This is a genomic window from Arthrobacter sp. 05N33_2 (genome assembly GCF_056397425.1).
In genome coordinates this window covers 1-19,757 of record NZ_JBFTNJ010000061.1, presented here as the reverse complement: position 1 = coordinate 19,757, position 19,757 = coordinate 1, and the positions used below count along the sequence as shown (strand labels likewise).

Below are 19,757 nucleotides of genomic sequence, written 5' to 3'. Positions count from 1 at the left end.
GTCCGGTACGAACATTGGCCTTAACCGTCCCCTCGCTGGCGGAGGGCGTCCCGAAATTCGGGCTAGAACCAGATCTTGATCTCGCGCTCGGCGGATTCCGCCGAATCCGAGCCGTGGACCAGGTTCTGCTGGACCTTCAGGCCCCAGTCGCGGCCGAAGTCGCCGCGGATGGTACCGGGCGCCGCCGTCGTCGGGTCCGTGGTGCCGGCGAGGGTGCGGAAGCCCTCGATCACGCGGTGGCCCTCGAAGATCGCGGCGACCACGGGGCCGCTGAGCATGAACTCAACCAGCGGCTCGTAGAACGGCTTGCCGACGTGCTCCTCGTAGTGCTGCTCCAGCAGTTCGCGGCTTGCGTCGACTTTCTTGAGCTCGGCCAGGGTGTAGCCCTTGGCTTCGATCCGGCTCAGGATGGCGCCGGACAGGTTGCGGGCGACGCCGTCGGGCTTGATCAGGACGAGGGTGCGCTCAATGCTCACAGCTGCTCCAATGTGTTGGGGTGGGATTTGGGTCAAGTCTACGGGGTTCGGGCCAGGTGCCCGGGATGGAGGTTCAGGCGCTCTTTCCCGGCGCGGGGCCCTGGGGGTGGGCCGCATCCCAGTCAGCTTGCTCGCGCTCCCGCTGGGCAGCTTCCCGGTCAATCCGGATGCCGGTCCGGATCCCGTACCACCACGCCACGGCGAAGAGCGCGCCGACGAGGTACATCGCCGGTTCCACGATGCCGCCCAGGATCAGCACGAGCTGCAGGACCCAGCCCAGGGCCACTCCCCACGGCTTCGAGAGGACAGCGCAGGTGAAGACGAAGACCAGGCACAGGCCGATCCCGACCGAGAAGACCAGGGCCGCAGGGTATTCGTTCCGGTGCAGTCCAAAGACGGCCAGTGTGCCGAAGAGCACCACGAACGCTTCCAGCAGCAGGACCGTGGAGGCGAACATGACCTTCGTCGACCGTCGTTTTTTGGGCATGCCCGGGCGCCATTCGCGTTGGGCTTTGGTGAGCTTCGCCATCGCTTAAGCGTCCGCCTTTCCGAGCAGGATCCGGGCGTCCGCGACGAGCGTGATGGAACCGGTCACGAGGACCCCGCCGGCGGGCTCGTCATCGGCTTCGGCCCGTTCCACGGCCCATTCGAGGGCATCATCGAGCTTCCCGGCGACGTGGATGTTCTCCTCGCCGAAGCCCAGGTCAACCGCGATTTCGGCCAGGTCCTCGGCCGGGACGGCCCGGGGCGAGTTGGACTGGGTGAAGCAGTATTCGGTGGCGAGGCCGCCCAGGGATTCCTTGAGCTGGCGCAGGATCTCCTCGGCGTCCTTCTCCCGCAGCACGCCGACCACCACCACCAGCTTGGTGAAGTTGAAGGCCTCGTGGATGGCCTCGGCGGAGACCCGGATGCCCTCCGGGTTGTGGGCCGCGTCCACGATGATGGTCGGCGCGGTGCGGACCACCTCAAGCCGACCCGGGGAGGTGACGGAGGCGAAGGCCTCCTGCAGGATCTCGGCGTCGATCGCCTTTTCCCCGCCAAAGAACGCTTCCAGCGCGGCAATGGCGACGGCGGCGTTCTCGGCCTGGTGCGCGCCGTGCAGCGGCACCAGCAGGTCCTCGTAGCGTCCGGCGATGCCCTGGATGGTGACCATCTGGCCGCCGACCGCGACGGTGCGGGATTCGACGCCGAACTCCACGCCCTCGAAGCGGAACGGCACGTTGACCTCTTTGGCCTTTTCCAGCAGGACCTGGGCCGCGTCGACCGGCTGCGCCGCGCTGATGAGGAAGCTGCCGGGCTTGATGATGCCGGCCTTCTCGTAGGCGATGTCCCCGGTGGTGTCGCCCAGCAGATCGGTGTGGTCCAGCGAGATCGGGGTGATGACGGCCACCTGGCCATCGCCGACGTTCGTGGCGTCGGTGATGCCGCCCAGGCCCACTTCGATCACGGCGACGTTGACCGGCTGGTCAGCGAAGACCGCGAAGCCCAGGATGGTCAGGCACTCGAAGTAGGTCAGCCGGGGCTGGCCCGCCGCCTCGAGTTCGCCGTCCACGATCTGCAGGTAGGGACGGATCTCGTCCCAGATCCGGACGAACGTCTCATCCGGCACCGGGGCGCCGTCGATGCTGATCCGCTCGGTGACCTTGGACAGGTGCGGGCTCGTGTAGCGGCCGGTGCTCAGGCCGTGGGCRCGMAGCCCGGCCTCGATCATCCGGGCCGTGGAGGTCTTGCCGTTGGTGCCGGTGACGTGGATGATCGGGAACGCCTTGTTCGGCTCCCCCAGGATTTCCATGGCCCGGTGCAGCGGGGCGAGCCGCGGCTCCATTTTGTTTTCCGGCGCCCGGCCCAGGAGCTCGGCGTAGACGCTTTCAACGGAGAATTCATCGGTCATGGTTTAGGCTCCAACTTTCTTGGCAACGCTGACCTGTGGGTCCTTGATGTCGGCCGCCAGGGTTTCCAGCTCGACGGTCAGGGTTTCGGTCTTGACCAGCTCCGCGTTGGCCAGCAGCGCCTCGACGACGTCCTGCTTCGCCGTGACGGACGTGCTGATCCGGTCGCTGACATTGAGTCCGGCGTCCTTGCGGGCCTGCTGGATGGCGCGGACCATGTCACGGGCCAGGCCCTCGGCCTCCAGCTCCGGGGTGACCTCGGTGTTGAGGACCACGAAGCCGCCGCCGGGAAGCACGGCGGCCGCGCGTGAGCCTTCGCCTTCCGCGGCCTCGGCCACGACGGTTTCCAGGGTGTACTCCTGCGGTTCGAGGTCGAGGCCGCCGGCGGTGACCACCCCGGCGTCGCTGACCGACCAGTCGCCGGACTTGGAGCCCTTGATGGCCTGCTGGACGTTCTTGCCCAGGCGCGGGCCGGCGGCCCGGGCATTGACCACGAGCTTCTGCTCGATGCCGAACTCCTCCGGGGAGGCGCTCTCGGCGTCCAGCAGGCGGACCGAGCGCAGGTTCAGTTCATCGGCGACGACGGCGGCGAAGCCGCCCAGCGCGTCCGCGCCCGGTGCCACGACCGTGAGTTCCTGCAGCGGCAGGCGCACGCGCAGGTTCGCGGCCTTGCGCAGCGAGGAGCCGGTGGAGCAGATCTGCTGCACCCGGTCCATCGCCTCGACCAGGCCCGGGTTGGCCGGGAACAGTCCGGCATCCGGCCAGTCGGCCAGGTGCACGGAACGCCCGCCGGTGAGGCCGCGCCAGATCTCCTCGGAGATCAGCGGCAGCAGAGAGGCGGCCACGCGGGTGACGGTCTCCAGCGCGGTGTAGAGCGCGTCGAAGGCGTCCACACTCTCGTCGAAGAAGCGCTGGCGGCTGCGGCGGACGTACCAGTTGGTGAGCATGTCCAGGTAGCTGCGCAGCTCGTCGCAGGCGCCGGAGATGTCGTAGCTGTCCAGCTGGGCGGTCATGTTCCGGACCAGGTCCCCGGTGTTGGCCATGAGGTACTGGTCCAGGGTGTCGGCGTAGCCGTCGTAGCGGAGCTTCGCGTCGTACCCGCGCCCGCCATCTGCCGCGTTCGTGTACAGCGTGAAGAAACTGTAAACGTTCCACAGCGGCAGGATGACCTGGCGGACGCCGTCGCGGATGCCCTGCTCGGTGACCACGAGGTTGCCGCCGCGCAGGATCGGGCTGGACATCAGGAACCAGCGCATGGCGTCGGAGCCGTCGCGGTCCAGGACCTCGGAGACGTCCGGGTAGTTGCGCAGGCTCTTGGACATCTTCTGCCCGTCCGAACCCAGCACGATGCCGTGGCTGATGACGTTGCGGAAGGCCGGACGGTCGAACAGCGCGGTGGAAAGGATGTGCAGCATGTAGAACCAGCCGCGGGTCTGGCCGATGTACTCGACGATGAAGTCCGCCGGGTTGTGCGTGTCGAACCATTCCTCGTTCTGGAACGGGTAGTGGACCTGGCCGTAGGGCATGGAACCGGAGTCGAACCAGACGTCCAGGACGTCCTCGACGCGGCGCATCACGGACTGGCCTTCTTCCGGAGTGCGGGGGTCATCCGGGTTCGGGCGGGTGAGCTCGTCGATGAACGGCCGGTGCAGGTCCACCTGGCCGGCCTTGTTCAGCGGCAGGCGGCCGAAGTCGGCCTCGATCTCGGCCAGGGAGCCGTAGACGTCGGTGCGCGGGTAGTCCGGGTCGGTGGACTGCCAGACGGGGATGGGGCTGCCCCAGTARCGGTTGCGGCTGATGGACCAGTCGCGGGCGTTGGCGAGCCACTTGCCGAACTGGCCGTCCTTGACGTTGCCCGGGATCCAGTTGATGTCCTGGTTGAGCTCGGACATGCGGTCCTTGAACTTGGTGACCTCGACGTACCAGGAGGACACGGCGCGGTAGATCAGCGGGTTGCGGCAGCGCCAGCAGTGCGGGTAGCTGTGCTCGTAGCTGGCCTGGCGGACCAGGCGGCCCTGGGCGCGGAGCACCTGGGTGATGGGCTTGTTGGCCTCGAATACCTGCAGCCCGGCGATTTCGGCGAGGTCGCCGTGGCCGAAGAGCGGCAGGAACTTTGCGCCTTCGTCGACCGAGAGGACAACGGGGATGCCGGCCTCTTCACAGATCTTCTGGTCGTCTTCGCCGTAAGCGGGGGCCTGGTGGACGATGYCGGTGCCGTCGGTGGTGGTGACATAGTCGGCCACGAGGAAGCGCCAGGCGTTCTCGGTGCCGTACTTTTCGGCGTCGTGGAAGTAGTCCCAGAGCGGCTCATAGCTCAAGCCGTTGAGCTCGGCGCCGGTGTGGCGGGAGGTGATCGCGGCTTCCGCGGCGGCGGCACCCTCGGCCCCGTCGCCGTAGCCGAGGTCCTTGGCGTAGGCGGCCAGGAGGTCCGCGGCCAGCAGGAAGCTGCCCGTGACGGGGGCGTCGGCCGCCGCGGCCTTGATCCCGTGCGGGCCGGCAGGCAGGACCACGTAGCTGATGTCGGGCCCGACGGCGAGCGCCAGGTTGGTGGGCAGCGTCCAGGGCGTGGTGGTCCAGGCAAGTGCCTGTACCCCGGCGAGCTGCCTGGACAGCTCCGAGTCCCCTGCCGTGATGGGGARCGTGACCGTGACGGTCTGGTCCTGGCGGTTCTTGTAGACGTCGTCGTCCATGCGCAGCTCATGGTTGGACAGCGGCGTCTCGTCCTTCCAGCAGTACGGCAGGACGCGGTAGCCGTTGTAGGTCAGGCCTTTTTCGTGCAGCTGCTTGAAGGCCCAGAGCACGGACTCCATGTACTCGACGTTGAGCGTCTTATAGTCGTTTTCGAAGTCCACCCAGCGCGCCTGGCGGGTGACGTAGCTCTTCCATTCGTCGGCGTACTTCATGACGGAGGCGCGGCAGGCGTCGTTGAACTTGTCGATGCCCATGGCCTCGATCTGGGTCTTGTCCGTCATGCCCAACTGCTTCATGGCTTCCAGCTCGGCGGGCAGGCCGTGGGTGTCCCAGCCGAAGCGGCGCTCCACGCGGCGGCCGCGCTGGGTCTGGTAGCGGCCCACGAGGTCTTTGGCGTAGCCGGTCAGGAGGTGGCCGTAGTGCGGCAGGCCGTTGGCGAAGGGCGGGCCGTCGTAGAAGACGAACTCGTTGGACCCGTCCTGACCAGCATCCCGCTGGTCGATGCTCGCCTGGAAGGTGCCGTCCTGGTCCCAGTATTTGAGGATGCGCTCTTCGATCTCCGGGAACTTCACGGAGGCAGACACACCGGAGGTGTTGGAAACTGCGTTGGAAGCCGCGTTTGACGCAGAGGTGGTGGAGCCGGCGCCTGTGGCGGAGGCCTTGGGGTAATAAGTCATCTCGACATCCTGGGTTGAGCTGGTGAACACATGCATTCAGGATGCGAGGACGGCCCTGTTGTCTTCCGACACCACGGACCGCGGTACCACCTCACTTACCGCCACCGGTCCGCTCCCCTTCGCGAAAGGTTCTGCACCGGCGTCGGCCGCTCATTACTGCTGTGACGGGCTTACCCGTCCGGTTCTACTGGCCCGTGCACGCACCGTGGCGACTAAATCTCCACCTCACGCGAGGGTGTTCTTCCGGAAGCTCACCGGTGATGGCCGGGTCAAAGCTGCTACGTCGATGGTACCGGAGAAAATAGTGCGTTTCACTGCCCCGCTGCAGTGACGGGCAGTGCGACTGCATTTCACAGCTACTAACTCCGCTGTGAGGGGCGACGCCGGCGGTCCGACTGCATAGACTCATGCCATGACCGTCCCCCGGCCGCCCCGGGCCTACCCGTGAAGCGCCGCAGCGCCAGCCGCCGGTGGCAGGTGTCCTCTGTCCTCTGCGCCGCGCCCGTTGCGGTGGTATCCATCTTCCGGGCGGTCCCGGGGCCCTGGCCGGCCCCGGTGGTCCAGCTCGTGGCCTTCACGCCCTGGTTCGCGCTCCCTGCGGGCGCGGCCCTCCTGCTCGCGCTGCCGGGGCGGCGTCCCTGGGCGGCCCTCCCGGCCGGCGCCCTCCTGGCCCTCCAGCTGCTGTGGCTGTTCCCGCCGGACCGGGTGGCGGACAGGCTTCTGCCCCGGCAGGCGGATTCGCTGCCTGGCGAGCAACGGAGCACGGGGCAGGCACAGTCCACAGCCCCGGCGGCGACGGCGGAACTTACGGTCATGAGCCTCAACGCCTGGAAAGGCCAGGCGGACGCCGCGGAAGTTGTCCGGCTGGTGCGTGAAAACGGTGTCGGGCTGCTCGCCGTCCAGGAACTCTCCCCGGACCTGGAAAAACGGCTGGACGCGGAGGGGCTGGACGCGCTGCTTCCGCACCGGATCAGCCGCTCGAGGGACGGCGCGGGCGGCGGCGCCGTGTACTCCTCACGCCCGATCATTCCGGTGGACTCCGTGGACGGTTCCGCCTTCCACATGCCAACGGTGCAGCTGGAGCTCGACGCCGGCGGCCGGCCGGCCCCCCTCACCGTGACCAACGTGCACACCAAGGCTCCGGTGTGGGGCCGGGCCGGGCAGTGGCGGAGTGAATTGGCTGCCCTGGGCCGCCTTGCCGCCCGTCCCGGCAGCATGCTGCTGCTGGGCGACTTCAACGCCACCCTCGACCACGCCGAGTTCCGCCAGATCCTTCAGGGCCCTGACGGCACCGGGCCCGGCGGCCCCCGCGTCGACGCGGGCGCCGCCGCCCTGGCACGGCTGGTTCCGACCTGGCCGATGGCCGGGCCCCCGCTGCCGGGCGTGGTGATCGACCACATCGTGACCAGCCCGCAGGTGGGCAGCAGCGGCTATGCCGTGCTGCCGGTGGCCGGGACGGACCACGCGGCGGTCCTGGCCACGTTGTCCGTCCCCGCGGCGGACTAGCTGCGCGGCAGTTTCATGCCGGACTCGGCCATCACGTCCCGGAGCCGGTCCGGGTAATCCGTGATCAGCCCGTCCACGCCGGCACCGATGAGCGCCCGCATGGTGGGCTTGTCATCAACGGTCCACGGAATGACCTGCATGCCTGCCGCATGGGCACGGCGGACCATGTCGGCGGTGACGTAGGGAACATAGCCCGGATCCGTCACGGCGCCGTCCTGCGGCGTGCCGTGCACGGGAGAGATGGCGTCGAAGCCCAGGGACGAGGCTGCGGCGACGAGGTCACCGCCGAAGTCATCGGCGTCGATGCCGCCCAGCCACGGCGACTTGCCGGGCTGGCCTGCCTGGAGGAAGTCCTTGTTGGTCAGGGCCACGGTGCGGATCTGGGGATCGCGCTGCTGGACCAGGCGCAGTGAGCCCCAGTCGAAACTCTCGATTGAGACGCGGCTCTGCATGTGGGCGGCCTTGATTTCGCGGAGCGCGACGTCGACGAACTGCTCCCGCGGGGCCGTTTCCTGCGGCGCCCCTGCCTCGACCTTGGTTTCGATGTTGAACTTCACCTGGCTGGCGCGGTGCGAGTCCGCCAGGGCGAAGACCTCGGCCAGCGTGGGCATCTTGGCGCCCGGCGAGGCCGCCTGGCCCGGGAACTGGGGCAGCGTGAGGGTGCCGCAGTCCAGGCTGCGGACCTGCGCGAASGTCAGGTCCTTGATGTAYYTGCCCACGTAGGGGAACTGTGGGTCGTTCGGCGTGACAGGAGCCGTATCCAGGCACTTCTGGCCGCTGATCTTGCGGTCGTGGGTGATGACCTCGTGGCCGTCCTTGGTGATCTGGAGGTCCAGTTCGAGGGTGGAGACGCCGGTCTCGATCCCCTTGGCGAAGGACGCCAGGGTTGACTCGACAGTCAAGCCGATGCCGCCTCGATGGGCCTCGAGGTCAAAGTGGTTGCCCTGGCTGTTGGGGTTCGTGTCGGCCGCGTGGGCCTCGGCGGCGTTTGCCTGGGCGGCGTTTGCCTGGGCAGCGGCGGCGAGGAGCAGGGCTGCGCTGAGTACGGCAGCGCCGAGCTTCGTCGGGGTTCGCATGGGAAAGTTCTCCACTCTGGTGGTGTGCAGTTGCATGCGCCACCTTGCCCAACCCCGGCCAACTCCGGACCAGCGCAGCCTGACCTGCGCCCCACGCCTCGGTGAACGTCAGGTGTCGCAGCCGGATGTCCCGGCCCCTTGCCCCGCCCTTGGCCCCGCTCCTGGCCCCGCCCTACTGGTTCTTGCGGATCAGCTTGTAGTTGGCCGCCTGCGCCACCGGGCGGATCACGATCTGGTCCAGGTTGATGTGGTGCGGCGCGACGACGGCGTAGCGGACCACATCGGCCACGTCCTCGGCGGTCAGTGGCTTCTCGACTCCCTGGTACACCTTGGCCGCCGCGTCCTGGTCGCCGAGGCGGTTCAGGGCGAATTCCTCGGTCTGCACCAGCCCGGGGGCCACCTCGATCACGCGGAGGTTGTGCTCGGCCTCTTCGAGCCGCAGGGCGCCGGTCAGGGCGTGCTGGGCGAACTTGGCCGCGTTGTAGCCGCCGCCGCCCTCATAGGCCGCGAGCCCGGCCGTGGAGGTCAGGTTCAGCACGGTTCCCTCGCCGCAGGCACGCAGCATGGGCAGGAACGCGCGGATCAGCTTCATGCTGCCCAGCACGTTGACCTGGAACATCCATTCCCAGTCCTCGGTTTTGGCCCCGGCGACCTTGTCGGCGCCGCGGGCACCACCGGCGATGTTGATCAGCGTGTCGATGCCGCCGGCGCGGGTCACCTCATCGAGCAGCCGGGCCACATCGGCGTCGTCGGTCACATCGGCGGGAAGGGCGACGGCGCCGGTTTCGGCGGCGAGCGCTTCGAGCCGGTCGGCACGGCGGGCGACGGCGAACACGGTCCAGCCTTCCTTGCGGAGCGCACGCACCGTGGCCTCGCCGATTCCGGTGCTGGCGCCGGTGACTACTGCTGCTTTGGCTCCTGCTGCAGTGAATTCTTGTGTGTTGTTGTCGATTCCCTCAGTCATGGCACCACAGTAACGGCAATGCCGGGCTCATTTCCTGCTGCTGCTGCCGTGCTCCAGGAACTCCTGCAGCACCCGGGCATGGTTGGTCTCCGGGTCCCGTGCACCGAACAGCAGCGTCACTTTCCCGTGCTCCGCCGCGAGTCCGTACAGCGTCTGCACGGCCGGGTTGCCCTCGAGCTCGGCTTCGTAGGCCGCCCGGAAGTCCGCGAACCGTTCCTGCATGTGCCCGAATTCCTTGCGCAGCGGTGCAGACGGTGCCACGTCCTTGAGCCAGAGCTCCAGGTGGGCCCGTTCCTTGCTGACTCCGCGGGGCCAGAGCCGGTCCACCAGGACCCGGCAGCCGTCGTCGTCGGAAGGGTCGTCGTAGATGCGCTTGATCACGAAGGTTCCGGCAGAATTACCCTGAGAATTGCCCATCTGCGCATGCTACTTCACGTTACTTGGGCGGCGCCCACACCCGGAGATCCCGCCGCCGGCCGCATCCCGTACATCAGGGGATGGGAGTTAGTGGAAGAATTGGCCCATGGCTGAAGACAATCAGGGTACAGACACGCCCACCACCGCCCCCATCAACGTTCCGGACAAGCCCGCCCTGGAGGGGCTGGAAGAGGCGCTTACGCAGCGCTGGCTTGGCGAAGGGACCTACAAGTTCAACCCGGACACCACCCGGGAGCAGGTCTACTCGATCGACACTCCCCCGCCCACGGCATCGGGATCCCTCCACGTGGGACACATGTTCTCCTACACCCAGACCGACGTCCTGGCGCGCTATCAGCGCATGACCGGCAAGAACGTCTTCTACCCCATGGGCTGGGACGACAACGGCCTGCCCACCGAGCGCCGCGTGCAGAACTACTACGGGGTGCGCTGCGATCCCGCGATCGCCTACGACGCCGGCTACCGCCCCCCGGCCGAGCCCGCCAAGAACCAGCGCGACTTCGACGTCATCTCCCGCAAGAACTTCATCGAGCTGTGCGAGGAGCTCGCGGTCGAGGACGAGAAGGTCTTCGAGCACCTGTTCCAGACCCTGGGCCTGTCCGTGGACTGGGATCTGACCTACCGGACGATCGATGACAAGTCCCGCGCCATCTCGCAGCGCGCTTTCCTGGCCAACCTGGCCGCAGGCGACGCGTACATGGCCGAGGCCCCCACCCTGTGGGATGTCACGTTCCGCACCGCCGTGGCCCAGGCSGAGCTYGARGACCGCGAAGTYGCYGGCGCCTACTACCGCTACCCSTTCTTYACYGAARACGGCGAAAAGATCTWCATCGAAACCACCCGCCCCGAGCTGCTGGCCGCCTGCGCCGCGCTCGTGGCCAACCCCGACGACGAGCGCTACAAGCCGCTGTTCGGCAAGAAGGTCACCTCTCCCCTGTTCGGTGTCGAGGTAGAGGTCAAGGCCCACCCGCTGGCCAAGGCAGACAAGGGCTCCGGCGTCGCCATGGTCTGCACCTTCGGCGACCTCACCGACGTCACCTGGTGGCGCGAACTGCAGCTGCCCACCCGCGCGATCGTGGGCCGCGACGGCCGCATCATCGGCGAGACCCCGGAGTGGATCACCACCGAAGAAGGCCGCGCCAACTTCGCGGCCATCGCCGGCAAAACGGTGTTCAGTGCCAAGGAGTCCGTGGTGGAGCTCCTGGCCGCCGCGGAACTGCTTGACGGCGAGCCCAAGAAGATCATGCACCCGGTGAACTTCTTCGAGAAGGGCGACAAGCCCCTCGAGGTCGTCACCTCACGCCAGTGGTACATCCGCAACGGCGGACGCGACGAGGACCGGCGCGAACGGCTGATCGGCCGCGGCAACGAGATCGAGTTCCACCCCGCCTTCATGCGCTCCCGCTACGAGAACTGGATCTCGGGGCTCAACGGCGACTGGCTCGTGTCCCGCCAGCGCTTCTTCGGCGTGCCGGTACCGGTCTGGTACCCCCTGGATGCCGACGGCAACCCCGAATACGACGCACCGATCRTCCCGTCGGACGCGCAGCTGCCCGTGGACCCCGCGGCAGATGCGGCCCCCGGCTACGAGGAAGCCCAGCGCGACGTGCCCGGCGGCTTCACCGGCGACGCGGACGTCCTCGACACCTGGGCCACGTCCTCCCTGACGCCCCAGATTGTGGGCGGCTGGAGCACCGACGAGGCGCTCTTCGCCAAGGTCTACCCCTTCGACGTGCGCCCGCAGGGCCATGACATCATCCGGACCTGGCTGTTCTCCTCCGCCGTCCGCGCCGACGCGCTGCAGAAGACCGCACCGTGGAAGCACGCGGCCATCTCCGGCTGGATCCTGGACCCGGACCGGAAGAAGATGTCCAAGTCCAAGGGCAACGTCATTGTGCCCACGGATGTGCTGGAGGAGTACGGCTCCGACGCCGTGCGCTACTGGGCTGCCTCGGCCAAGCTCGGCGCGGACACCGCCTACGAGATCGCGCAGATGAAGATCGGCCGCCGTCTGGCCATCAAGCTGCTCAACGCCTCCAAGTTCGTCCTGAACCTGGGCGCCACCGAGGACTCGGTCGTCTCCGGCGACCTGTCCGTGCTGAGCAACCCCTTAGACCGGGCAGTCCTGGCCCAGCTCGCCGACGTCGTCGAGCAGGCGACCAAGGCATTCGAGGGCTACGACTACGCCCGGGCGCTGCAGATCACCGAGAGCTTCTTCTGGAACTTCACCGACGACTACGTGGAACTCATCAAGGACCGTGCCTACGGTGCGGCAGGCGAGGAGCAGCAGGCATCCGTGCTGGCCGCCCTCGCGACGAGCCTGGACACCCTCCTGCGGCTCTTCGCGCCGTTCCTGCCGTTCGCCACGGAGGAAGTCTGGAGCTGGTGGCGCACCGGTTCCGTGCACCGCGCCCAGTGGCCCTCCGCCATCGCGGTCGACGGCGACACTACCCTCCTGGCCACGGTCGGCACCGCGCTCAGCGGCATTCGCAAGGCCAAGTCCGAGGCCAAGGTCAAGCAGCGCACCGAGGTGCTGTCCGCGACGATCACGGCCTCGGAATCCCTCACGACCCAGCTCAAGGCCGGCCTCGCCGACCTCAAGGCCGCGGCCAACGCCCGTGAACTGGCGCTTGTCGCCGGCGAGGGTGAACTGGCCGTCAGCGACGTCGTGCTGGCACCTGCCGAGCCGCCCGTCCAGGCGTAGTCTCCGGCGGAAACAACACGAAGGGGCCCTCGGCCCGGTTCAGAGAAGCAATTCTGATCCGGCGGGGCCCCTTCGGCGTCGCGGGGAGGCTCAGACCGCGAAGGACGTCTCGAAGTGCGTCAGCACCGGCGGGGCGGCCAGGAGTTCTGCCAGCCCGCTAGCGCCGTCGCCTGCGCGCCAGGCGCGATAGGCGGCGTCGTGTTCCATCGATACCCACTGTTCGACCACGAGAAAATGCGCCGGATCCGCGCTGTCGACCAGCACGTCGACCCCGAGGCAGCCGTCAAAGGCGCGCGGATCGGAGAGAATATCGCGGAGCACCGCGGGCGCCGTGGGCAGGGCTTCGGCTTTGACGTTCAAGTCGAGATGGGCTGTAACGGGCATGGCGCTCCAATGTTCGCAGGTGGGGACAGGACAAAACCGGGTACAACCGGGCGGGTTGCCCGGAGATCACGGCACGGGGACCGCTGCCCCGTCATTGGAAGCAACAGCCGGGCCGCCGGGCTTGTTCCTTCGGCCCGGAACCCGGGGCAGCTCAAGCAGATCTACCGCTGAGGCGTGAGGTCACCCGGCACGGGTGAGGCGCCGCACCTCACCGGGGGCACAGAATGAAGGTGCAGCGGTCCGTCGGATCGCCTCGAACCCCAAGAAGAAGCGGAGGTCATACGCATGACTGAGACACTCGATGAACTGGGGCCGGTCGACTGGATCGTCGTTGAATTCCCCGGACCCGATTTCGGCAAGGGCCAGATCGCCCCATTCCTGGAGGACCTGGTCCAGCGTGACCTCGTCAGGGTGCTCGACATGGTGTTCCTGAGGAAGATGGAGGACGGCACTCTCGAGACGGCGGAGATCTCCGATCTGGACCCGAGCGAGCTCGGCGAGGTGCGCACGGCCGAGGCCGACCTGGCCATGGTGCTCTCTGAGCAGGATGTCATGGACCTGGCCGAGACGATCGCGCCCGGCCACTCCGCCGCGGTGCTCGTCTGGGAGAACCTGTGGGCGGCCCCGTTCGGGACGGCGGTCCGCAAGGCCGGCGGCCAACTCGTGGCCAGCGGCCGGATCCCGACCCAGGCCGTCATCGCCGCCTTCCAGGCCGACGCCGAAGACCAGTCCCCTGAAGAAGCGATAGAAGGAGCCTGACATGCCACTGGCAGCACGACGCAGACGCAGGACCGCAGCCGCCGTCGGCGGGGCCGTTGTCGTCGCCCACGGAATCAACCGTCGCGGCGACCGGCGGGAAGACCGCCGTGACGACCGCGGCGACCGCCGGGAAGACCGCCGCGACTAACACCCGCGGCTGACCCCCGCGACTGACAACGCGGAGCCGGCCCCGGGCACCCGCAGGTGCGCATGACTCCTCCCGGGTCGTGCGCACCTGAACAATGCCCGCTCTGCACCCCGGAAGCGCCCGTGGACGGCGATCTGACGAATTTGGTCACACTGCTTTGGACCGCACTGTTTTTGGGCAAGGTGTTTTTGGGCAAAGCAAAGTGTTTTTGGGCAAAGGGGAAGCCCCATCAGCGTTAGCCGTTGGTGGGGCTTCGACTTTTCGATTGTCACGTGACGTCATAGACAATCTGGCGGGATCCTTAGACTTTCAGGTCTTCCTACCTCGTCACTGGTAGCCATCATCTGACTTTGCCGAAGGCTGCGTCGGATGAGTGTCACTGAATCTTTGGTTCCTGCGTCCCTCTTCTTTCGAAGTGGGTAAGTTCCATTGTTGTCCTCCGGCCTGCTGTGCACAAGAGCCCCGGCAGAACTACATCGGAGTAGTTCTGCCGGGGCTCCCGGGAGGCCGGGCAGCGGCCCGGCCCGGCGTGTTCAGGCCTCGTTAAAGACCGGGCTTTCGGTACGGCTGCGCTTGATTTCGAAGAAGTACGGGAAGGATGCCAGGGTCACCGTGGCGTCCCAGATCTGTCCTGCTTCCTCGCCGCGCGGGATGCGCGTCAGGACCGGGCCGAAGAAGGCCGTGCCGTTGAAGGCGACGACGGGTGTGCCCACGTCCTGTCCGACCAGCGAGATGCCTGCCTCGTGGCTGGCGCGCAGCTTTGCATCGAATTCGTCGCTCTGGCCCGCGGCGGCAAGCTCGGCCGGCAGTCCGGCCTCGGCCAGCGACTTGGCGATGACCTCGTCAATGTCCTTGATGCCTTCGTTGTGGATCTTGGTGCCCATGGAGTCATAGAGCGCCTTGATGAATTCGGCACCGTGCTGTTCAGCGGCGGCGGTGATGACGCGGACCGGAGCCCACGCCTTCTTCATGAACTCGCGGTACTGCTCGGGCAGTTCCTCGCGGCCCTCATTGAGCACGGCGAGGCTCATGACATGCCACTCGGTCTTGATGTCGCGGACTTCTTCGACTTCACCGATCCAGCGGGAGGTGACCCAGGCGAAGGGGCACATCGGGTCGAACCAGAAGTCGGCTTTGTTGGTCATGGTTTCAGACACAGGTGTTCTCCTTAGGGAAGTCTGCGGGGAAAGCGCCGGGGCGGATCACGCACACGGCGCGCTAAAAATTACAGCGACCTTGGCCGCGTTAATATTCCGGATCAGGCGGATTTGCGCCGTTTGACCTCGTCGTGGGCGATCATCGTGGGCGTCGCCTTCTTGGTCACGACCTCTTCGGTGATCACGACGCTGGCGACGTCGTCGCGGCTGGGGAGGTCGAACATGACCGGGAGCAGGACTTCCTCCATGATGGCGCGCAGCCCCCGGGCCCCGGTGCCGCGCTCCAGCGCCTGGTCGGCAATGGTGTTGAGGGCCTCGTCCTCGAAGATGAGCTCGACGCCGTCGAGCTGGAACATCTTCTGGTACTGCTTGACGAGGGCATTCTTCGGCGTCGAGAGGATCTGGATGAGCGCGGCGCGGTCCAGGTTGGAGACGGTGGTGATGACGGGCAGCCGGCCGATGAACTCCGGGATCAGCCCGAACTTGAGCAGGTCTTCCGGCATGACCTCGCCGTAGGAATCCGTGGTGTTCTTGACCTCGTTGAGCGGGGCGCCGAATCCGATGCCCTTGCGCCCGGACCGCGAACCGATGATGTCCTCGAGCCCCGCGAAGGCGCCGGCCACGATGAAGAGCACGTTGGTGGTGTCGATCTGGATGAATTCCTGGTGCGGGTGCTTGCGTCCGCCCTGCGGCGGGACCGAGGCCACCGTGCCCTCGAGGATTTTCAGGAGCGCCTGCTGTACGCCCTCGCCCGAGACGTCCCGGGTGATGGACGGGTTTTCGCTCTTGCGTGAGATCTTGTCGATCTCATCGATGTAGATGATGCCCTGCTCGGCCTTCTTGACGTCGTAGTCGGCGGCCTGGATGAGYTTGAGGAGGATGTTCTCAACGTCCTCRCCGACRTAGCCGGCYTCGGTCAGGGCCGTGGCGTCSGCGACSGCGAACGGGACGTTGAGGCGGCGGGCGAGGGTTTGGGCCAGATAGGTCTTGCCGCAGCCGGTGGGTCCGATCAGCAGGATGTTGGACTTGGCGATCTCGACGTCGTCGTGGTGCACGCCGTCGGCGAGGCTGCCGCTCTTCGGCGCGTGGCCGGCCTGGATCCGCTTGTAGTGGTTGTACACCGCGACGGCGAGCGAACGCTTGGCGGGTTCCTGGCCAATCACGTATTCCTGCAGGAAATCAAAGATTTCGCGGGGCTTGGGCAACTCGAAACTGCCCAGGTCAGCTACTTCCGCGAGTTCCTCTTCGATGATCTCGTTGCAGAGTTCGATGCACTCGTCGCAGATGTAGACGCCGGGCCCGGCAATGAGCTTGCGGACCTGCTTCTGGCTCTTTCCGCAGAAAGAACACTTCAGCAGATCTGTGCTCTCGCCAATCCGAGCCATGTGTGAACCCCTTTAGTAGCTTGCTGCTGGCTGTGACATGTTCCACTCTAGGTCACTTTGGGCCCGTTGGGTGGAAAGCGGACGCCGGTGCGGCCAAGTAAAAATGCCGCACCGGCGCCGCGGATTGCTGATTAGCGCGCGATTGCCTGGGGCTTGATCTTGCGGGAATCGAGGACCTGGTCAATGAGGCCGTACTGCATGGCCTCGGCGGCCGTGAGGATCTTGTCCCGCTCGATGTCGTTGTTGACCTGTTCCGGCGTCCGGCCGGAGTGCTTGGCCAGCGTGTCCTCGAGCCAGGAGCGCATGCGCATGACCTCGGCGGCCTGGATCTCGAGGTCCGAGGCCTGCCCGCCCTGTCCGCCGGACAGCGAAGGCTGGTGGATCAGTACGCGGGCGTTCGGCAGTGCGAGGCGCTTGCCCGGCGTGCCGGCCGCGAGCAGCACGGCGGCGGCGCTGGCCGCCTGGCCGAGGCAGACGGTCTGGATCTCGGGCCGGATGTACGTCATGGTGTCGTAGATCGCGGTCATGGCGGTGAAGGAACCGCCAGGCGAGTTGATGTAGAGCGTGATGTCGCGGTCCGGGTCGGTGGACTCGAGCACCAGCAGCTGGGCCATGACGTCGTCGGCCGAGGCGTCGTCGACCTGGACGCCGAGGAAGATGATGCGGTCCTCGAACAGCTTGGTGTACGGGTCCTGGCGCTTGAAGCCGTAGGGGGTGCGCTCTTCGAACTGGGGCAGCACGTAGCGGCTGCTCGGCAGGTTGCCGGCAGTCGAACCGAAGTTGTAGTTCATGTTCATTGCTCCTGAATTCATTGCTGTCTACCTGCCGGTCAGTTCTCGGTGGCTGTCGCAGCGCCGCCGCTGTTCCCGGAGCCGTTGGCGTTGGTTCCGCCGCCGCCTGCCACGGATCCGGCGTGTGCGGCGATCTTGTCGAAGAAGCCGTATTCGAGGGCTTCCGGGGCCGTGAACCACTTGTCGCGGTCGTTGTCCTTGAGGATGGTGTCCACACTCTGGCCGGTCTGGTCCGCGGTCAGCTCGGCCATGACTTTCTTCATGTGCAGGATCAGCTCGGCCTGGATCTTGATGTCCGACGCCGTGCCGCCGATGCCGCCGGAGGGCTGGTGCATGAGGATGCGGGCGTTGGGGGTGGCGTAGCGCTTGCCCTTGGTGCCGGAGGAGAGCAGGAACTGGCCCATGGACGCGGCGAGGCCGGTGGCRACCGTGACAACATCGTTCGGGATGAACTGCATGGTGTCGTAGATGGCCATGCCGGCGGTGACGGAGCCGCCGGGTGAGTTGATGTAAAGGTAGATGTCCCTTTCAGGATTCTCCGCCGAGAGCAGCAGCAGCTGGGAGCAGATCGCGTTGGCGTTATCGTCGCGGACCTCGGAGCCGAGCCAGATGATGCGCTCTTTCAGCAGGCGGTTGTAAATGTAGTTATCCTGGGCTGCCGGATCGACCGTGGCCATCCGGGGTGTCCCTGCTTGCTGTGACATATGTACTTACCTCTCGCTGGCGACGGTGACGCCACTGGACGACATCACTGAACTTTCCTACAGCGACACTAACCGTTTTCACGCCCGCTTTGTTCGCTGGCGCCGGGCTGTTCGCTGACGGCGCACGATTGCCGGGACCCCGCGCGCCGGGTCCTGGATGCGGGCCCTTCCCGGCTCCCGAACAGACCGTGCCGGGCGGGCATGGCCGCAGGCGGGGGCTTAAAACAGTCGGCCCCCGGATCGGTGATCCGGGGGCCGACTGTTCTAAGTCTCAGTGACTGCTAGAACTTCACTGCTGCGGGGTCATCGCTCGGCGTGGCCTCGGTGCTGGCTTCTGCCGAAGCTGCTTCGTCCTCAACGGTCTCGGCGGCGGGGGCGGCTTCGTCGCCGGGGCGTACGAAGTCGCTCAGGTCAACCTTGTTGCCCTCGGAGTCGGTGACCTCGGCCTGGCCCAGCACGACGGCCAGTGCCTTGCGGCGGCGGACCTCGGAAACCATCATGGGCACCTGGCCGCTCTGATCGATGATCTGGGCGAACTGGTTCGGGTCCATGCCGTACTGGCTGGCGGTGGTGACGATGTAGTCGATCAGCTCGTTCTGGCTGACGTTGACTTCTTCCTTCTCCGCGATGGCGTCGAGGATGATTTCGTTCTGGAAGGCGCGCTCGGTGTTGGCCTTGACCTCGGCGCGGTGCTCCTCGGTGTCGTGCTCGCCTTCACCGTGGGCGTTTTCGGCGTTGAAGTGCTGCTCGAGCTGCTCTTCGACGATCGACGCCGGGACGGGAACCTCGACGAGCTCAACGAGCTTGTCCAGGACCTTGTCGCGGGCCTCGACGCCCTGGTCAACAATCTTGGACTCAACGGCCTGCTTGGCGAGGTCCTCACGGAGTTCGGCCAGGGTGTCGAATTCGCTGGCGAGCTGGGCGAAGTCGTCGTCGGCGACGGGGAGCTCGCGCTCCTTGACGGCCTTGACGGTGACCTTGACCTGAGCGGACTCGCCGGCGTGCTCGCCGCCGACCAGCGTGGTGTCAAAGATGGCGTCCTCGTCGGCGCTGAGGCCGGTGACGGCCTCGTCGAGGCCTTCGAGCATGGTGCCGGCGCCAACCTGGTAGGACAGGCCGGAAGCGGAGTCAACATCGGCGCCGTCGATCGAGGCTGCGATGTCGATCGTCAGGAAGTCGCCATCGGCGGCCGGGCGGTCCACGGACTTCAGCGTGCCGAAGCGGCCGCGGAGCTCGTCCAGGGCCTTGTCGACGTCGGCGTCGGAGGACTCGGCGGCGGCGACCTCAACCTTGATGCCTGCGTAGTCGGGCAGTTCGATTTCGGGGCGGATGTCAACCTCGGCGTGGAACTTGAGCTCGCCGTCGGTGGCGGACGGGTCCGGAACCTCGGTGATCTCGACCTCGGGACGGCTCAGCGGGCGGATGCCGGTTTCCTGCACGGCGGCCTGGTACCAGCCGTTGAGGCCTTCGTTGATGGCCGTCTCCAGGACGTAGCCGCGGCCAACGCGCTGGTCAATGAGCTTGGAGGGGACCTTGCCCTTGCGGAAACCGGGGACCTGGATCTGCGAAGCAACAGTCTTGTATGCCTCTGCGATGCTGGGCTTCAATTCCTCAAAGGGGACCTCAACATTGAGCTTGACCCGCGTGGGGGTGAGGTTCTCGACAGCGCTCTTCACAGTCTAAGTACTCCTGGTGTGGGGGGTATGGGGTTCTGCATTGCCACGTGCTGGCAGTGCTTGCAGAGTCGGGGTGACAGGATTTGAACCTGCGACTTCCTGCTCCCAAAGCAGGCGCTCTAGCCAAGCTGAGCTACACCCCGTAAGTGCACAGAACAGTCTACGGTCATACTGTGCCGATTTGCACATTTGACACCGGGGCCTTGAATTGGGTTTAGTTGTATCCGGCTTGAACAGCCGCCCGGAAGTTTTGCTGGAATTCCAGTGAGATCCCGGGGACGTAGCTTAATGGTAAAGCCTCAGTCTTCCAAACTGATTACGCGGGTTCGATT

Annotated in this window: 17 protein-coding genes and 1 tRNA gene; 4 read left to right on the top strand and 14 right to left on the bottom strand. The window is 66.5% G+C overall.

The genetic code is table 11. The annotated features are described in order from the left end of the window. Window positions 1-62: 62 nt before the first annotated feature. From ndk to ileS, 4 genes are all read right to left on the bottom strand, one after another. Window positions 63-476 (bottom strand): nucleoside-diphosphate kinase, encoded by a 414-nt coding sequence (ndk, locus tag AC1DHX_RS17215; RefSeq protein ID WP_018773361.1) that lies wholly within the window; start codon window positions 474-476, stop codon window positions 63-65. A gap of 73 nt (window positions 477-549) precedes the next feature. Beyond that, window positions 550-1,005, bottom strand: coding sequence for a DUF4233 domain-containing protein (locus AC1DHX_RS17210; protein ID WP_476856911.1), 456 nt, complete (start codon window positions 1,003-1,005; stop codon window positions 550-552). Between the two features lie 3 nt (window positions 1,006-1,008). Continuing rightward, window positions 1,009-2,367 (bottom strand): bifunctional folylpolyglutamate synthase/dihydrofolate synthase, encoded by a 1,359-nt coding sequence (locus AC1DHX_RS17205; RefSeq protein WP_476858318.1) that lies wholly within the window; start codon window positions 2,365-2,367, stop codon window positions 1,009-1,011. A 3-nt stretch (window positions 2,368-2,370) separates the two neighbouring features. Further along, a complete protein-coding gene (gene ileS / locus AC1DHX_RS17200; protein ID WP_476900282.1) occupies window positions 2,371-5,733 on the bottom strand; it encodes an isoleucine--tRNA ligase in 3,363 nt (1,120 codons plus the stop codon). Window positions 5,734-6,177: 444 nt separating this feature from the next. Between ileS and AC1DHX_RS17195 the strand changes: the two genes are divergently transcribed. Then, window positions 6,178-7,239: an endonuclease/exonuclease/phosphatase family protein gene (locus AC1DHX_RS17195; protein WP_476858317.1), complete on the top strand. Its 1,062-nt coding sequence runs from the start codon at window positions 6,178-6,180 to the stop codon at window positions 7,237-7,239. On the opposite strand, the gene AC1DHX_RS17190 is transcribed toward AC1DHX_RS17195, so the two are convergent. The 3 genes from AC1DHX_RS17190 to AC1DHX_RS17180 form a co-directional block, all read right to left on the bottom strand. Beyond that, window positions 7,236-8,315 (bottom strand): glycerophosphodiester phosphodiesterase, encoded by a 1,080-nt coding sequence (locus AC1DHX_RS17190; RefSeq protein WP_476900281.1) that lies wholly within the window; start codon window positions 8,313-8,315, stop codon window positions 7,236-7,238. The two genes, AC1DHX_RS17195 and AC1DHX_RS17190, sit on opposite strands and share 4 nt — an antisense overlap. A gap of 172 nt (window positions 8,316-8,487) precedes the next feature. Further along, on the bottom strand, window positions 8,488-9,279 hold the full coding sequence (locus AC1DHX_RS17185) for an SDR family oxidoreductase (RefSeq protein ID WP_223917446.1): 792 nt from the start codon (window positions 9,277-9,279) through the stop codon (window positions 8,488-8,490). Between the two features lie 27 nt (window positions 9,280-9,306). After that, a complete protein-coding gene (locus AC1DHX_RS17180) occupies window positions 9,307-9,696 on the bottom strand; it encodes a DUF488 domain-containing protein (RefSeq protein ID WP_476856916.1) in 390 nt (129 codons plus the stop codon). Between the two features lie 106 nt (window positions 9,697-9,802). Here AC1DHX_RS17180 and valS point away from each other — a divergent pair, with 106 nt between their 5' ends. Continuing rightward, a complete protein-coding gene (gene valS, locus AC1DHX_RS17175; protein ID WP_476900280.1) occupies window positions 9,803-12,421 on the top strand; it encodes a valine--tRNA ligase in 2,619 nt (872 codons plus the stop codon). Between the two features lie 90 nt (window positions 12,422-12,511). Here the strand turns inward: valS and AC1DHX_RS17170 are convergent, their stop codons facing one another. Continuing rightward, window positions 12,512-12,805 (bottom strand): putative quinol monooxygenase, encoded by a 294-nt coding sequence (locus tag AC1DHX_RS17170; RefSeq protein ID WP_476858315.1) that lies wholly within the window; start codon window positions 12,803-12,805, stop codon window positions 12,512-12,514. Window positions 12,806-13,090: 285 nt separating this feature from the next. On the opposite strand from AC1DHX_RS17170, the gene AC1DHX_RS17165 reads away from it, so the two are divergent. Next, complete coding sequence (locus AC1DHX_RS17165; RefSeq protein WP_243177222.1) at window positions 13,091-13,564, top strand: DUF6325 family protein; 474 nt, start codon at window positions 13,091-13,093, stop codon at window positions 13,562-13,564. Window position 13,565: 1 nt separating this feature from the next. Further along, window positions 13,566-13,712 carry a hypothetical protein gene (locus AC1DHX_RS17160; RefSeq protein ID WP_155855732.1) on the top strand — a complete coding sequence of 49 codons (147 nt, stop codon included), beginning with the start codon at window positions 13,566-13,568 and terminating at the stop codon, window positions 13,710-13,712. A 533-nt stretch (window positions 13,713-14,245) separates the two neighbouring features. On the opposite strand, the gene AC1DHX_RS17155 is transcribed toward AC1DHX_RS17160, so the two are convergent. From AC1DHX_RS17155 to AC1DHX_RS17130, 6 genes are all read right to left on the bottom strand, one after another. After that, window positions 14,246-14,857, bottom strand: a complete 612-nt coding sequence (locus AC1DHX_RS17155) for a mycothiol-dependent nitroreductase Rv2466c family protein (protein WP_476858752.1) — start codon at window positions 14,855-14,857, stop codon at window positions 14,246-14,248. A 113-nt stretch (window positions 14,858-14,970) separates the two neighbouring features. Beyond that, window positions 14,971-16,254: an ATP-dependent Clp protease ATP-binding subunit ClpX gene (gene clpX, locus AC1DHX_RS17150; RefSeq protein WP_476856918.1), complete on the bottom strand. Its 1,284-nt coding sequence runs from the start codon at window positions 16,252-16,254 to the stop codon at window positions 14,971-14,973. A 131-nt stretch (window positions 16,255-16,385) separates the two neighbouring features. Further along, window positions 16,386-17,045: an ATP-dependent Clp protease proteolytic subunit gene (locus AC1DHX_RS17145; RefSeq protein ID WP_026266422.1), complete on the bottom strand. Its 660-nt coding sequence runs from the start codon at window positions 17,043-17,045 to the stop codon at window positions 16,386-16,388. A 38-nt stretch (window positions 17,046-17,083) separates the two neighbouring features. Then, a complete protein-coding gene (locus tag AC1DHX_RS17140; RefSeq protein WP_028277848.1) occupies window positions 17,084-17,722 on the bottom strand; it encodes an ATP-dependent Clp protease proteolytic subunit in 639 nt (212 codons plus the stop codon). Window positions 17,723-18,030: 308 nt separating this feature from the next. Then, a complete protein-coding gene (gene tig, locus AC1DHX_RS17135; protein ID WP_476858314.1) occupies window positions 18,031-19,425 on the bottom strand; it encodes a trigger factor in 1,395 nt (464 codons plus the stop codon). A 68-nt stretch (window positions 19,426-19,493) separates the two neighbouring features. After that, window positions 19,494-19,568, bottom strand: a tRNA-Pro gene (locus tag AC1DHX_RS17130). Window positions 19,569-19,757 lie beyond the last annotated feature (189 nt).

Bases quoted from the DNA above. Each gene is read 5' to 3' on its own strand.
- AC1DHX_RS17210 (WP_476856911.1), bottom strand. From the start codon at position 1,005: ATGGCGAAGCTCACCAAAGCCCAACGCGAATGGCGCCCGGGCATGCCC.
- AC1DHX_RS17185 (WP_223917446.1), bottom strand. From the start codon at position 9,279: ATGACTGAGGGAATCGACAACAACACACAAGAATTCACTGCAGCAGGA.
- AC1DHX_RS17180 (WP_476856916.1), bottom strand. From the start codon at position 9,696: ATGGGCAATTCTCAGGGTAATTCTGCCGGAACCTTCGTGATCAAGCGC.
- AC1DHX_RS17170 (WP_476858315.1), bottom strand. From the start codon at position 12,805: ATGCCCGTTACAGCCCATCTCGACTTGAACGTCAAAGCCGAAGCCCTG.
- AC1DHX_RS17165 (WP_243177222.1), top strand. From the start codon at position 13,091: ATGACTGAGACACTCGATGAACTGGGGCCGGTCGACTGGATCGTCGTT.
- AC1DHX_RS17160 (WP_155855732.1), top strand. From the start codon at position 13,566: ATGCCACTGGCAGCACGACGCAGACGCAGGACCGCAGCCGCCGTCGGC.
- AC1DHX_RS17155 (WP_476858752.1), bottom strand. From the start codon at position 14,857: ATGACCAACAAAGCCGACTTCTGGTTCGACCCGATGTGCCCCTTCGCC.
- AC1DHX_RS17145 (WP_026266422.1), bottom strand. From the start codon at position 17,045: ATGAACTACAACTTCGGTTCGACTGCCGGCAACCTGCCGAGCAGCCGC.